This is a genomic window from Candidatus Kapaibacterium sp. (assembly GCA_025059875.1).
Classification (GTDB): Bacteria; Bacteroidota; Ignavibacteria; order Kapaibacteriales; family HRBIN21; genus HRBIN21.
The window spans coordinates 42,309-55,909 of the sequence record JANXCT010000001.1 but is presented as its reverse complement, the minus strand read 5'-3'; the positions used below and the strand labels follow the sequence as shown (position 1 = coordinate 55,909).

Sequence of the window (13,601 nt, the reverse complement as noted above, 5' to 3'; positions counted from 1 at the left end):
CCCTTGGGTGTGGGCAACGGTGGCCGTTGCTCTTGGCATCCTCATCGTCGGAGTCTTTTCGCGGTATGGGTTGCTGACTCGCTGGCGGGTTGAGCGGCGGTATGAAGAACTCCAGCAGCGTTACCACGCGCTGCTCCGTCAAATCGATTCGCTCCGACATCGGATTGACCGCGTTCAAAATGACCCCATAGAGCTTGAGCGGCTTGCTCGCGAACGGTACGGTATGGTGCGCCCTGGAGAGACGCTCTACGTTGTTCCCTCTGCGCCGTGATGGTGGCACTTGGGATTGACATCGGCGCCACGCGTACAAAGCTGGCGGTGGTGGAGACCGATACAGCAGCACTCCGATGGAGCTCGATTGTCAGCACGCCGCAGTTTGCAGAGGGGGACGCCTTCCTAGACTGGTTAGAGCAGCTCCTTCGGGCAACTCTACGGGAGCAGGATGTAGAGAGGATCGGCGTTGGGGTAGCTGGCTTTGTGGAGTATGGCGGTAGCGTGGTGCATTCCCCGAATATCCCTGCCCTCAGGCAGGTCCCTCTACAGACCTGGCTCCAGCAGCGCTTCCGATTGCCGGTGAGGGTGGATAACGATGCAAATGTCGCAGCATGGGCAGAGTACCGAGCAGGTGCGGCCCGGGACGTTACGGACTTCCTCTACGTGACGCTGGGGACAGGGGTTGGCGGAGCACTCATCCTCGGCGGACGCTTGTGGCGTGGAGTACATGGTGGGGCAGGCGAAATCGGCCACATGGTGGTGGACCTGACGGCGTCAGGGCAAGCTGGAATGCCGCTCTTCCGGGTTGGAGTCGTGGAGGAGTACGTCGGGCAGGCTGCGCTGCTGCGGTGTGCTCAGTCGGTCGTTCGCCGCTATCCAGCTTCCTTGCTTGCTTCCCGTCCAGTGACGATGGAAACCTTGGCTGAGGCGAACGCCGCTGCAGATGAGGCAGCGCGGGAGTGCATCACATGGGTCGGCTGGGTTACGGGACTTGCAATCGTCTCTGCTATTGCCCTGCTGGACGTAGAGGTTGTCGTTGTGGGGGGCGGCAGTGTAGAGGCTTTTCCGAACTTGCTCTCTGTGGCTCAGGCGACCGTTCGCCAGCGTGCTCTTCCAGCACTGGCTGAGCGAGTCCAGCTCCGGGCTACTCACTTTGGCTCCTGGGCTGGAGCGATTGGAGCTGCTCTCCTAAGCTCGGAAGGTGAACCAAATGGCGGTCCCGAATGATGCGGGAGACAATCTTCACGAATGCAGCTCCTGCCCCTATTGGGCCGTATGTACAAGCCGTCCTCACGCAGGGGAAGTTGCTCTTCATCTCTGGGCAGATTGGTCTGACGCCCGATGGAGTACTCGTCAGTGAGGATGTTCGCGAACAGACACGCCAAGCACTGGAGAATCTACGGTCGATCCTTGTCCAAGCGGGGGCAGGCCTGGAACATGTCGTGAAGACCACAGTGTTCCTCCGATCGATGCAGGACTTCCCTGCGATGAACGAGGTCTATGCCGACTTCTTTGGGCCACACCCACCAGCGCGAACAACCGTTGAGGTATCAGCACTCCCGCGGGGAGCCCTAGTGGAGATTGAGGCTATTGCGGTTATCCCCTGAGGCGCTTACAGCACCCCTACTGCGGTCCCTCGCATACTGCGTAAGCTCTAGGGGTTGGGAGGTCTCTGTGGGACCTCGGGGGCTCGAACTGCGTGAGTTTAGCCGGCAAGTCGAATACCTAAGATTAAGATGCTCCCAGGCTCCATGGCTCTGCCCTAGAGAGCTAGGGCAGTACAACGCAGCGAGCAAACCAGCATCGTTCCCGTTGTTGGAGTCTGAGCACGTATACCCCGGGTGCTAGTGAGCTTGGCAACAGCAAGGCTCCCACGCCGTCGCTGCTTACGAAGATGGGATAGCTTCCCACCTTTGCTCCTGTACTCGTGAAGAGCTCGACACTCGCAGATGGGCCGAGTGGCGGTAGATGGCAGTAGAGCCGTTCCCCAGGTCGGAGGAGAGCGGGGAAAAACCAGGCCCGCATCGGCTCAGGTGGCATGGCCTGGACGGAGTCGTGGAACACGAGCAAGCGGATAGATCCAACGGAGAGCCCTGTGAAGCGGAGTGCAGGATCGCTGAGCATCCCGAAGCGGAGCAGTAGCGTCCGTCCTGCGAAAGGAGTTAGGTCGCAGCGCTGTGGAAACCACAAGGGGAAGTTGCCATCCCATCCCCAGCGGATTCCCTGCTGTCGACTGCCAGGGACATTGGTGCCGGCCCGCATCCGATCGGCCCGGAGCTGTGTCCAGGTATGCCCGCCATCAGTAGAGACTTCCACAACAGCAACGTCGTAGTTGCTTTCAATGCTCCAGCGGGCCCATAGCTCCAGCACTGCTGAGCTCTGCGGAGGAAGCGTGATGGGGGTGCGGAGAGTAGCGTAGAGTGACGCAGAGTCAGGGTAGGAGGCCCCTAGTCGACTGTGGAGCGCCCAGCCACCAAACGACGAGTCCCACGCAACGTGCCATCCCTTCAGGGCCCACCGGCTGGAGTCCTGAGCCGTGGTGAACAGCTCGATAACGGTGGGCCTTCCCCATTGGAATCGCAGCGTGTCGCGGCGTGGGATGCCATCTTGGACTGCGAGCAGTTCCACGGCAAGGCTATCTCCATTGCGCCAAGCGGGGAAGGGAAGCTCCCACTGGAGACGCTGGCACTCTGCTGGGCGCAAGGGCGTAACGAGTTGGAGCGAGTCTCTAAGCGCAACGTTTGGCTCTGAGTTTGTTATTCGCAAGGAAACGGGGGTCGGGGGTGAGGGCTGGGTACCGATGTTGCAGTACTGGACCACGAGTTTCGGAATGGTGTCCCAAGAGATCCAAGACGCTATAGGTCGCACATTAGCCCCAGCACTCCATGCTGCTTGGAGGTTGAGCCAGAGGTTCTCGCGCGCTTGTGAGAGGATACGTTCGGGTGGTGGCCAAAAACCGTCGAAGAGGGTGCCGACCTCAGGTGTCATGGCGATGGTCCGTGCCTTGCCTTCGGAGGTATCGTACATCCAGTCGTCGGACACACCACGAGCAGCGTAGCCGACTGTTTGGATGTCTCGCCCGAGGGAGTAGAGGCTGCTCCGAGTGGCTTCCGCACAGAGGAGTCGGTAGAGCAACGAGTCTGGGGTTTCGCGGTCCAAAGCCGAGTGCGGGTAGATGAGGAGATTCCCGTACGTGTGGTAGTTCAGCGCAATACGGAACCGATAGCGCTGCCACAGTGACTTGATAGCTTGGGTTTCGGGCTCAGAGAAGGGGGCAGTCCCTCGGTAGGTGTCCGATCGTGGGATGGTAGACGATCCTCCGTTGGGGGCATTCCAGAAGGCATGTGGGCCATAGTTGCGGTTGAGGTCTACCCCAAAGCTGCCGTCTTCGTTAGGTCGGCGGTTCTTCCGCCACATTCCCCCGCCGTTTGGGGAGCGGAGCTGGTTGTAGGCATAGCCGTCAGGATTGACAACAGGCACAACATATAGCAAGCGGTGTCGCAGCAGGTAGAGTGCTTCTGGGACACCGGCTCGGGCCGATTCTAGCAGCCACCAGAGGAAGAAGACCAATGTCGTCACACTCCCAGGCTCGCGGGCATGGTGAAGTGCAGTGTAGAGCACTGCTGGTAGAGTGTCGATCGCGGTCCCCAACGAGAAGCGATACCCTAAGATTGGACGCCCCTCTATGGAAAAGCCCAACGTATCGGGTCTGGTGACGGCTTGGGGGGAAGAACTCACGCATGCGCGCGAATTCTTCCCATATCTCCTCCAGCCGGTAGAAGCCCCCCATGCTCCCCAGTCAGAAGTGGACAGGATCGGTGTCGGAGCGTTCTGCAGGGGGTGAAGAGAGGAGTCGGTCTTCGTAGTAGGCCTCCAAGTCGGGGATGATGGCTTCCGCTGGGATACCTCGGTGGCGTAGCTCCTGAATGCTCCACGATGGGAGGATTGCCTCGATTCCTTGAGCAGTCCATCGCAGAGAGTGCTCGTCTGCGCCGAGGTCCCATAGCAGCGGGAACAGGATAGAGGGAGGAGCCTTTAGGCGTACAAGGGCGTAGACCTCTGGAGAATGGACAACCGGGGACTGCGCCGATATCGGGGCAGCAAGGAGGAAGAGCACAGGGAGGGATCGGTACTACATGGATCTACGAGATTCTGCAACAGACGACGATGCGTTTCTGCTGCTCTTTGAACCAGGGAGCACCGTGGAGCTGGATGTCGTGGACGGTGACGGATAGCTCGGGGAAGGAGCGTCGAACCGTCTCAATCTCTGAGCTAATGTCGCCACCTTTGTAAGCAACGAGTTGTCCTTTGGGCTTGAGGAGCGGGAGCGTCCATTTGGCGAGGGTTGCTAGCGGGGCAACAGCTCGGGCAAAGGCAGCGTCAAAGGAGTGCTGGTAGGCTGGGTCGTCGCTGAGCTCTTCGATCCGGACCCGCTTAACCTGAAGGTGGGGGAGTCCTGTGTGGCGTGCAAAGAGGGCAGCGAGACGGGCTTTTTTTGCAACGGCCTCCACTAGCAGCATGTGGAGGTCGGGACGAGCGATCGCGATAGGGATTCCTGGGAGTCCTGCGCCGGTGCCGACATCTACGCACCAGGCGCGTTCAGGCAGTGAGACGTACTTGAGAGCCGCCAGCGAGTGGAGGAAGTGATGTTCGTAGAGGTGCTCGATGTCTTTGCGTGAAATCAAGTTGACGCGGGCATTCCAGTAGCGCAGTTCGTTGGCGTAGCGCTCGAGCGCCCTCAGCTGCTCTGGCTCTAGCGTAATTCCATTGGCCGCGCAGATAGTCCAGAACTGTACGCTGTCCATCAGAGGTACAGTAGGGGGCTACAGTGCGGGGACCTGTGGGCTCCCACGAGCATGAAGGTTTCGCACCCCGCCCATGAGGAGTAAGGCCTGTCGAGGACCGAGAAGGCAGTTGGTTAACTTGCCGACGGGCGACCTCTCGCTGCAGCGAGAAGCGGCGAAGTCAGCGCTGCCCTGCAGAAGTTGGAGTAGGTTTGCTCCGTGATAACTATCAGCCCAGCTAAATCTTTGGGCCGCAGGAAGGGAGACGTCGGTTGAGAGTACGGGCCACGGGGCTGGTAGAGGAGAGCCTCCAAGCGCCTCGCAGGAGCCCATCATTCGAGGTGATTGTGGACGGAGGTCACTGCTTCCACAGGGGTGAGGAGGAAGCCAACTCGCTCGTACACCCTCCGCAACGTCTGCTGCGCGCGGGAACGTGCCTTCTCAGCTCCTTGCAGTAGAACAGAGAAGAGGAAATCTGGGGCCGCCATGAGCCGCTCATACTCCTCCCGGATGGGGCGCAGGAACTCAATGAGGGCCTCTGCTACAGCAGCCTTCAGGTCAGCATACCCCGCACCCTCGAACTCCTGCTCAATGTCTGGGATGGACTTGCCCGTGGCAACGTGGTAGAGCACGATCAAGTTGCTGATGCCTGGACGGTTCTTTTCGTCGTAGCGGATTTCGCGGCCAGAGTCTGTGATAGCCCGCCGAATCTTGCGGCGGATGTCGTCGGGGGTATCCGTAAGGAAGAGCACGGCGCTTTCGTTGGGGTCAGATTTGGACATCTTCTTCGTCGGCTCCTGCAAGCTCATGATCTTTGCCCCTACCGGTGGGATGTATGGCTCGGGGATTCGGAACGTTTCGCCATAGTGGTAGTTGAACCGTTCCGCAAGGTTCCGAGCAAGCTCCAAGTGCTGTTTCTGGTCAGCCCCGACTGGCACGAGATCCGCTTGGTAGAGCAGGATGTCGGCTGCCATTAGGATAGGGTAAGCGAAAAGCCCTACGTTGACGTTGTGTCGGTGCTGAGCAGACTTCTCTTTGAACTGAGTCATGCGGCTACACTCTCCCATGCCTGTTAGGCATGCTAGCACCCAAGTAAGCTGGGTGTGCTCAGGGACATGCGACTGCACGAAGAGTACACTCTGCTGTGGATCGATGCCACAGGCGAGGAAGAGAGCAGCGGTTTCAAGGGTGCGTTGTCGAAGCTCAGCAGGGTCTTGTCGCACCGTGATGGCGTGGAGATCAGCAACCATGAAGAAGCACTCGTAATCCCGCTGCAGCGCTACCCAGTTTCGGAGAGCACCAGCGTAATGCCCAATCGTCAAGCGTCCGGAGGGCTGAATTCCGCTGAGGATGACGCGGCGCTGCTCCATCCGTAGCGTTTCCCTGTCCAACCCGATGCGGAGCCAGGGGACGAACGATTCTGTAGCGCTATTGCGCAAACATGAGCGACGGGAGGGAGGGCAAGGGATTGGTGTGGGGGCTTTCTACGGTGGGAACGTTGGCTTCTTTGAGGTCTCCGCGACCTCCCATCGCTCTGTGGTCGCTGGTGGATTCGAACCACCGACCTTCCGCGTGTGAAACGGACGCTCTGGACCAACTGAGCTAAGCGACCACTCCGCCGCAAAAATACAGTTTCATCACCTTCCTCGGGGCTACCGGGGTTTCAGCGATAGCATGACATGGAGTCGCAAGATAGGTGCATCGTCCTTCGGGCCTTCGTCGGGATGGGGTGGCGTGACCAGGAAGGAGAAGGTAAGAATCCAGCGGGGGGAAGGACCCAGCGCACGTATCAATTGGTATCGGAGCCGCAGGTGCTTCGGTACCGGTCGGCCCTGCTGCCAGCTTAAGACTCGTCGTACCACGGCTCGGCGCTTCCGTTCCCAGGAGATGAGCCGGAGAGACTGGATAGAGCTCAGGTCATCAGCTAAGAAGCCACTCCGGAGTCCGGAGATGCGGAGTTCAATGGAATCTATCCCTGCGGGCCAGTCCGCGGGTGAGCCCACAGACCAGAGCAGAGCGGCAAGGTAGAGGCTCTCGCTCCCCCGGCTTGTGTCTATGGAGGCCTCTCCCAGATTCACCGCATACGACGTCCATGTGAACGTGTCGCTGCGGTGCTGGACCTCACAGCGGATGCTAGACTCCTCAAGTACTAGCAGGACTTTCGGAGGAAGGACTTCCCGTTCCGTAGGGAGCTCCTCTGGGGAAACGCACCCCCCAGTCCATACGGCATAGCCAAGGGAGATCAGCTTAACGGCCCAGCGCCATGCCATAGCTCAGCCCAATTTTCCGGGTGACAAACCACCGGTTATCGAGGCGGTAGAAGAGAGCCGTCCCCTCAAGCCCGATTGCAGCCTGGGTGCTCGCGCCGAGAGGCACCTTCAAGCCCAGCCACATCTTAGCTAATGGACCGACGACTGTACCCCCAAGGGTCATGCGCATGAAAGGAGTAGGGGAGACCTCGGGGGACCATTCGTACGATAGGCCTCCCCAGAGGAGTGTTGGCCGCTGACGGTATAGTGCGCCCTCACGGGTTGTGAATTCTTGCGGAAACGTCTCGCTACCCACCTCTAGGCCAACGGAATGCTCTGGGGTTACAGTGGTGAAGACTCCGGCAGCGACGTTCCGGATTCCGAAGGGTGCACGGCTTGGCAGCATGATATCCGGGCTGCTGGCTTCCCAGATTCCAATAGTGCGTATGCTCACCCATGGTGAAGCGAGTCCTACTGCGGATTCCGATCGTTGTAGGACGGGAGCCAGAGGTGACGGCTGCGAGGGTAGGGGTTGGTAGGGCAACTCGTCGAATGTTCGTTGCGGAAGGACTGGCAGTGCCCTCCGAAGGGAACTCGTCTGGAGTAAAACAGAGATCGGTTCACTACCAGTGCTGAGTTCAGATGCCGTCTCGGCGGAAGGTGTAGTACGGCCTTTCCCCCTTGGACTGCTTGCCTCCGCTCGTGTACTGGCAGGGACGGGTGCGTGGAGAACGATTTCTATCGGTGCGGGGGACGGGAGAGTGCGAACTTGCACGGCTGGCGCCTTGAAGAACTGCAACAGCACGAGGGCTGTTACTCCAGCTCCCAGCAGAGCCGATATCGTGCCGACAATCCACGGTTGGAGACGGGTCGGCGTGCGCCGTCGGAATCCTAGCCGTTCTACGATAGCGTCTTCCACCTCTGGAGGTAACGGTGGCGAAGTGTGTGGCAGTAGGCGGTGAAGAAGGAGGAGCTGTCGAAATGCTATGCGGAGATCCTCCTCCGTCGCCAACCGCCAGAAGAGCTTCTCCTCGTGCTCCACAGGGAGGTCACCCTCCAATAGTTCGTGGAGGTGCTGAAGGTCTCGTTCGGACGCCATGGCTCACTCTTCCTGTGGGGATAGTCCAGACGAACGCAGTTCTGCAACGTAAGGTGCTAGCAGTTGACGGAGCTTTTCCTTCGCCCGAAAGACCCGGACCTTAACAGCCGTTTCGCTGGCACCAACGAGCTCAGCAATCTGGGCATATGGCATGCCCATGTACTCACGGAGGATAAGGGCCTCTCGGTACTCCAACGGAAGCAGGTCTATTGCCCGCTGGAGTAGGGTTTGAAGCTCTGCTTGCTCTGTTTGAGCAGAGGGGGAAGGACTTGGGAGCTCATAGAGCTCCTCGTCGAAGGGGACAGGAGAGCGGTTGTCACGCTTGAAGTTCAGACACAGGTTCCGTGCAATCCGCAAAAGGAAAGCAGCGACATTCGTCATGGTGCGCTCCTGTTGTGCGCTTTGCCAGAACCGCACGAAGGTTTCCTGGAGCACATCCTGGGCATCATAACGGCTTCCTAAGATGCGGGTACAGTAGCCGTAGATCCGTGGAGCATGCCGATCGTACAGTTCACGAAAGGCCGCCTCTGCCTGCCGACGGTTTGGCGACCTTAGGAGCCTGAAGAGCTCCTCATCTGGCAGTGAGGGCGGAAGAGTACGCCGCATGCTGCTCGTATTAAACCTGAAGGGGCCTCGAGTGTTACAACTGCATTAGGCACCGCAGGATCGCTCCGCAAGGGCCGGCTTCGGGACGTGCTAATTTTGTGCCTTTTGCTGAAGCGTAGCCACATTGAAGAAGCGGAACAGCCGAAGGCCGTGCAGAGAGCTCTGAGTCTGGAGCGGCTGGATGCCATCCTTATGTCCCTCAGGGACTGTGAGCTTAAGAAGCCTGGGCGGCAGGTGACGAGTGGAGATGGCAGTGCTGGCAGCTACGGCGTGTTAGTGCTATACTGAGGGGGAGGAAAGATGCTCAAGGAGCTGTTGAAGCCGGAAATTGAGGAGCTACTCCAGCACCACCGTTGGAACGAGCTACGAGAAGCAGTTGCAGACTGGTCTGCACCGGAGATCGCCGATCTCCTGCTGGACCTGGACAAGGAAGGTCGCGTCCTGCTGTTCCGAGCCCTGCCACGCTGGTCAGCAGCAGAGGTCTTCTCACACCTGGAGCCGGCGCAGCAAGATGCACTTCTGCGAGAGTTGACGGATCAGGAGACGCGAGAGTTGCTTCGGCGTCTGAGTCCCGACGACCGCACAGCACTCTTGGAGGAGATGCCATCAGAAGTAACGCGCCGGCTGCTGGCCCTCTTGGAGCCAGAGGATTTCCGGGAGGCCAGTTTCCTGTTAGGCTTCCCGGAGCAAAGCGTTGGACGACTGATGACGCCGGAGTTCGTGGCGCTACGCCCTTACTGGACGGTCCGCGAGGCATTGAAGCATATCCGGCGTTACGGTCGCGATAGCGAGACTCTCAATCACCTGTACGTCACCGACGATGATGGCCGGCTACTCGGCGAGCTTCCACTCCGTACCCTCGTTTTAGCCGATGAGGCAACAGTCATCGCCGACATCATGAACTACGCTGTAGTTAGCCTCTCGGCGTTCGATGACCGAGAGAGCGCCGTCCATGCGATGCGTAAGTACGATGTTTCGGTGCTCCCTGTGGTGGACTCCGATGGTGTGCTGCTTGGGATCGTGACGTTTGATGATGTCATGGACGTCTCCGAGGAAGAGGTAACGGAGGACTTCCAGAAGATCAGCGCTGTGACGCCGATAGAGATCTCCTACCGTGAGGCATCCGTCTTTCGACTATGGCGGCGCCGGATAGGGTGGCTGTTACTGCTACTTGTATCGGACTTTCTCACAGCGAGTGTGATTGCTACATACGAGCATGCACTGCAAGCCATGATTGCCCTCTCCTTCTTCATCCCCATGATTATTGGCACTGGCGGCAATGTTGCGACTCAGTCTTCCACGCTCATCATTCGGGCATTGGCGCTGCGCGAGGTTGGTCCACGAGATTGGCTGCGTGTTCTTGCTAAAGAGCTGGCGGTGAGTGTCTTGCTGGGAGTAGTGTTGGCTTTCATTGTGTGGTTGCGTGGCTTCTTCTGGCGTGGGGGACCAGAAGTAGCACTCGTTGTTGGACTCAGCATGTTCTTCATCGTCATCTGGTCTAACGCCGTAGCAGCGCTCTTTCCGATTGGGGCAAAGCGGATTGGGATTGACCCTGCATTGATCTCGGGGCCCTTCCTGACGACCTTCATTGATGTGACGGGGCTGCTGATCTACTTCAACGTGGCTGAATGGATCCTAGGGCTGCGGGTATGACTGTCCATCGCCGTCAGCGCGTCGTCATCACTGGTGGGGCCGGCTTTCTGGGTTCGCATCTATGCGATCGCTTTCTACAGGAGGGGTATGCTGTTGTCTGTGTCGATAACCTGCTAACGGGCTCTCTGGAGAACATCGCTCATCTCTTCGGACATCCACGCTTCAGCTTTGTGCACTACGACGTCACAAACTTCCTCTACGTTGAGGGCGACGTTGACGCTGTGCTCCATCTCGCCTCTCCTGCTTCGCCCAGAGACTACCAAGAGTACCCCATTCAGACCCTCAAGGTGGGATCTCTGGGCACGCATAAGGCCCTTGGACTCGCTAAGGCTAAAGGGGCGCGCTTCCTACTGGCAAGCACCAGTGAAGTGTACGGTGATCCCTTGGTCCACCCCCAGTCAGAAGATTATTGGGGGAACGTTAACCCGATTGGGGTCCGCGGTGTTTACGACGAGGCCAAGCGTTTCGCGGAGGCCATGACGATGGCATACCACCGCTACCATGGTCTACAGACCCGCATTGCTCGGATCTTCAATACCTACGGCCCGCGGATGCGATTGGACGATGGGAGGGCCATCCCAACCTTCATCGTCCAGGCGCTGCGTGGAGAACCCATCACTGTCTATGGCGATGGCTTGCAGACTCGCTCGGTGTGCTACATCAGCGACATGGTGGAAGGGATCTTTCGGCTGCTCCAGGCCGAAGTCGTGGAGCCGGTGAACTTGGGCAATCCGGATGAGGTCTCGGTGCTCACCTTAGCGCAGGAGATTCGAGCGCTGACCGGAAGCGCGAGCCCGATTGTCTTTGCTCCGCTTCCTGAGGATGATCCGAAAGTACGCCGCCCTGACATTCGCCGGGCTCAGGAGCTCCTAGGGTGGGAGCCGGTCGTAAGCCGTCAGGAGGGCTTGCAGCGTACTATCCAGGATTTTCGCCAGCGGTTAGGAATGGCATGAGCTGTATCCTCGAACCCATATTTTCGTGAGGTTTTGGCTTCGGCCCGGGATTCTATGACGGAACGACGGCGGTTGCTGCAGCCGGAGCGATTGCCGGAAGATGAGCAGGAACACCAGCTCCGGCCACAGAGCTTTGCGGACTTCATTGGACAGTCGTCAGTGGTGGAGAATCTTCGCGTCTTCGTCCAAGCGGCACGCCAGCGTGGGGAGGCGTTGGACCACGTTCTGCTAACGGGCCCGCCGGGATTGGGGAAGACGACTTTAGCCTCCATCCTCGCCCGGGAGATGGGGGTCGAGTTTCGGTCGGTGACGGGACCTGTCTTGGAACGGCCAGGGGATTTAGCAGGGCTGCTGACAACCATCCCGGAGCGGACAGTCGTGCTGATAGACGAGATCCATCGGTTACCGGCGGCGGTGGAGGAGTACCTCTACGCTGCCATGGAGGACTTCCGCTTGGATATCCTGATCGACACAGGGCCAGCGGCGCGTTCGGTCCAATTGCGCCTTCCGCGGTTTACCCTTGTGGGAGCTACGACACGCCAGGGGTTGCTGAGTGCTCCGCTGCGTTCTCGCTTCGGCATCACGGCGCGACTGGACTACTATGCTCCGGAGGAGCTCTGTGCTATCGTCCAGCGTGCTGCTCGTCTCTTGCACGTCCCGATAGAGTCAGAAGGGGCATGGGAGATTGCCCGCCGCTCCCGTGGAACCCCGCGTATTGCCCACCGGTTGTTGCGCCGGGCTCGGGATTTCGCTCAAGTCAAGGGGACGGGTGTTATCACGGCAGAGATTGCCCGAATAGCGCTCGAGGCGTTGGAGGTAGATGAGTTCGGGCTGGACGAGATGGACAAGCGCATCCTGCTGACCATCATTGACAAGTTCGGCGGTGGCCCCGTTGGACTCACTACCATTGCCGTTGCCGTCGGAGAAGAGCCGGACACGATTGAGGAGGTCTACGAGCCCTTCCTCATCCAACAGGGGTTCCTACGCCGCACTCCGCGGGGGCGTGAGGCGACGGAGCTGGCCTACCAGCACCTTCAGCGCCGTCCGACTTGGTCTGCACAGCCTCGGCTCTTTGAGTGAAATCTCCAAATGCCTCCGAATGCTGAGTCTGTGGGAGCGCTCGGAGCTGTTGCGGGCAGATGTGGTCGTCGTGGGTGGAGGGGTAGTGGGACTGTGGACCGCACTGGAATGCTGCCGCCGCTATCCCCAGAGGTCTACCCTGGTGCTGGAACGGTCCACGATCCCGTGCGGAGCTAGTACGCGGAACGCAGGCTTCGCTACGATTGGGACAGTCGGGGAGGCCACTGCCCATGCGGAATTGGTTGGGGATACGGTGGTTGCAGGACTCATGGTAGAGCGCTGGCTTGGGCTACAGCGGTGGCGGCGGGAGTTTGGGGACGCGACTTTGGGCTTCGAAGCTGTCGGGGGCTACGAGCTGGTCTTTGAGGGTGAGGAGCATCTCCGAGATGCCGTGGAGCGCTGGAACGAGCTTCTACGAGAGGCCTTTGGCGGGACAGTCTTCCATGACCGACCGGAGCTACTTGCCCAGTGGAGGTGGCGTCCCGAAGGTCTACGGAGCATTATTGCGAATCCATACGACGGGGCCTTGAATACTGGCAAGGCTCTGAGGGCCCTACAGCAGCGAGCCTTGCAGGCTGGAGCGACGATATGGACGGGAGCGAAGGTGGAGCTCATCGAGCCGGACTCCGAGGGGATTGTCGTGAGGCTCTGGGATGCGGGGGTCCAGCGGCAGCTTGAGCTACGGGCCAAGGCCATAGCAGTCTGTGCCAACGCATGGATTCCTCAACTCGTGCCAGAGGTTGCCGACATTCAGCCTGCCAGAGGGCAGGTGTTGCTGACGGTGCCCGTGCAAGATCCCCCTTTCCCTACCGGCACCTACCACTTCTGCCAGGGCTACTACTACTTCCGCTGGGTGGGACAGCGCCTCCTCTTCGGCGGGGGACGTCATTTAGCCCTGCAGGAGGAGACGACCTATGAGCCGGGCCTCAATCCTTTGCTCCAGCAGCATTTGGAGTCGCTTCTGGAGACACGGCTGCTTGGACGCAGGGTGGACATTGAAAATCGCTGGAGTGGCATCATGGGGATGTGCCCAGAGAAGCTGCCGCGAGTGGAGAGGGTCGGAGAGCGCATTGTCGTTGGCTTCGGATGTAACGGGATGGGGCTTGCCTTGGCGCCGCGAATTGCTGAGCAAGTAGCAGGGCTGGTGGGGGCCTGTTTAGTGGATGGGTAGCCTGCTGTTCTG

The 13,601-nt window shown here is 59.4% G+C and carries 14 protein-coding genes and 1 tRNA gene; 7 read left to right on the top strand and 8 right to left on the bottom strand.

Features of this window, described 5'->3' with window-relative positions:
• Window positions 1–7: 7 nt before the first annotated feature.
• From NZ960_00370 to NZ960_00360, 3 genes are read left to right on the top strand one after another with little or no spacing between them, the layout of a single operon-like run.
• Window positions 8–271, top strand: a complete 264-nt coding sequence (locus tag NZ960_00370; protein ID MCS7176073.1) for a septum formation initiator family protein — start codon at window positions 8–10, stop codon at window positions 269–271.
• Entirely contained in the window at window positions 271–1,221 is a 951-nt protein-coding gene (locus NZ960_00365) for an ROK family protein (GenBank protein MCS7176072.1), read from the top strand. Before NZ960_00370 ends, NZ960_00365 begins: the two co-directional genes overlap by 1 nt.
• Complete coding sequence (locus NZ960_00360; GenBank protein ID MCS7176071.1) at window positions 1,221–1,601, top strand: RidA family protein; 381 nt, start codon at window positions 1,221–1,223, stop codon at window positions 1,599–1,601. The genes NZ960_00365 and NZ960_00360 overlap by 1 nt, the downstream gene beginning before the upstream one ends.
• Before the next feature lie 163 nt (window positions 1,602–1,764).
• Here the strand turns inward: NZ960_00360 and NZ960_00355 are convergent, their stop codons facing one another.
• From NZ960_00355 to NZ960_00320, 8 genes are all read right to left on the bottom strand, one after another.
• Window positions 1,765–3,732, bottom strand: coding sequence for a M14 family zinc carboxypeptidase (locus NZ960_00355; protein ID MCS7176070.1), 1,968 nt, complete (start codon window positions 3,730–3,732; stop codon window positions 1,765–1,767).
• Between the two features lie 61 nt (window positions 3,733–3,793).
• Window positions 3,794–4,111 carry a hypothetical protein gene (locus tag NZ960_00350; protein MCS7176069.1) on the bottom strand — a complete coding sequence of 106 codons (318 nt, stop codon included), beginning with the start codon at window positions 4,109–4,111 and terminating at the stop codon, window positions 3,794–3,796.
• 25 nt (window positions 4,112–4,136) lie between these two features.
• Window positions 4,137–4,799, bottom strand: coding sequence for a 16S rRNA (guanine(527)-N(7))-methyltransferase RsmG (gene rsmG, locus NZ960_00345; GenBank protein MCS7176068.1), 663 nt, complete (start codon window positions 4,797–4,799; stop codon window positions 4,137–4,139).
• 311 nt (window positions 4,800–5,110) lie between these two features.
• On the bottom strand, window positions 5,111–6,148 hold the full coding sequence (trpS, locus tag NZ960_00340) for a tryptophan--tRNA ligase (GenBank protein MCS7176067.1): 1,038 nt from the start codon (window positions 6,146–6,148) through the stop codon (window positions 5,111–5,113).
• Between the two features lie 167 nt (window positions 6,149–6,315).
• Window positions 6,316–6,390: transfer RNA gene (locus NZ960_00335), tRNA-Val, on the bottom strand.
• A 40-nt stretch (window positions 6,391–6,430) separates the two neighbouring features.
• The gene (locus NZ960_00330) at window positions 6,431–7,048 is read right to left on the bottom strand and encodes a hypothetical protein (protein MCS7176066.1); all 618 of its coding nucleotides are present in this window, start codon (window positions 7,046–7,048) and stop codon (window positions 6,431–6,433) included.
• The gene (locus tag NZ960_00325; GenBank protein ID MCS7176065.1) at window positions 7,026–8,126 is read right to left on the bottom strand and encodes a hypothetical protein; all 1,101 of its coding nucleotides are present in this window, start codon (window positions 8,124–8,126) and stop codon (window positions 7,026–7,028) included. The genes NZ960_00330 and NZ960_00325 overlap by 23 nt, the downstream gene beginning before the upstream one ends.
• Window positions 8,127–8,129: 3 nt before the next feature.
• Window positions 8,130–8,732 carry an RNA polymerase sigma factor gene (locus NZ960_00320; GenBank protein MCS7176064.1) on the bottom strand — a complete coding sequence of 201 codons (603 nt, stop codon included), beginning with the start codon at window positions 8,730–8,732 and terminating at the stop codon, window positions 8,130–8,132.
• Window positions 8,733–9,032: 300 nt separating this feature from the next.
• On the opposite strand from NZ960_00320, the gene mgtE reads away from it, so the two are divergent.
• From mgtE to NZ960_00300, 4 genes are read left to right on the top strand one after another with little or no spacing between them, the layout of a single operon-like run.
• Window positions 9,033–10,385: a magnesium transporter gene (gene mgtE / locus NZ960_00315; protein MCS7176063.1), complete on the top strand. Its 1,353-nt coding sequence runs from the start codon at window positions 9,033–9,035 to the stop codon at window positions 10,383–10,385.
• The gene (locus tag NZ960_00310; protein MCS7176062.1) at window positions 10,361–11,338 is read left to right on the top strand and encodes an SDR family oxidoreductase; all 978 of its coding nucleotides are present in this window, start codon (window positions 10,361–10,363) and stop codon (window positions 11,336–11,338) included. The genes mgtE and NZ960_00310 overlap by 25 nt, the downstream gene beginning before the upstream one ends.
• Before the next feature lie 54 nt (window positions 11,339–11,392).
• A complete protein-coding gene (ruvB, locus tag NZ960_00305; GenBank protein ID MCS7176061.1) occupies window positions 11,393–12,418 on the top strand; it encodes a Holliday junction branch migration DNA helicase RuvB in 1,026 nt (341 codons plus the stop codon).
• Between the two features lie 19 nt (window positions 12,419–12,437).
• Entirely contained in the window at window positions 12,438–13,589 is a 1,152-nt protein-coding gene (locus tag NZ960_00300) for an FAD-binding oxidoreductase (protein ID MCS7176060.1), read from the top strand.
• Window positions 13,590–13,601 lie beyond the last annotated feature (12 nt).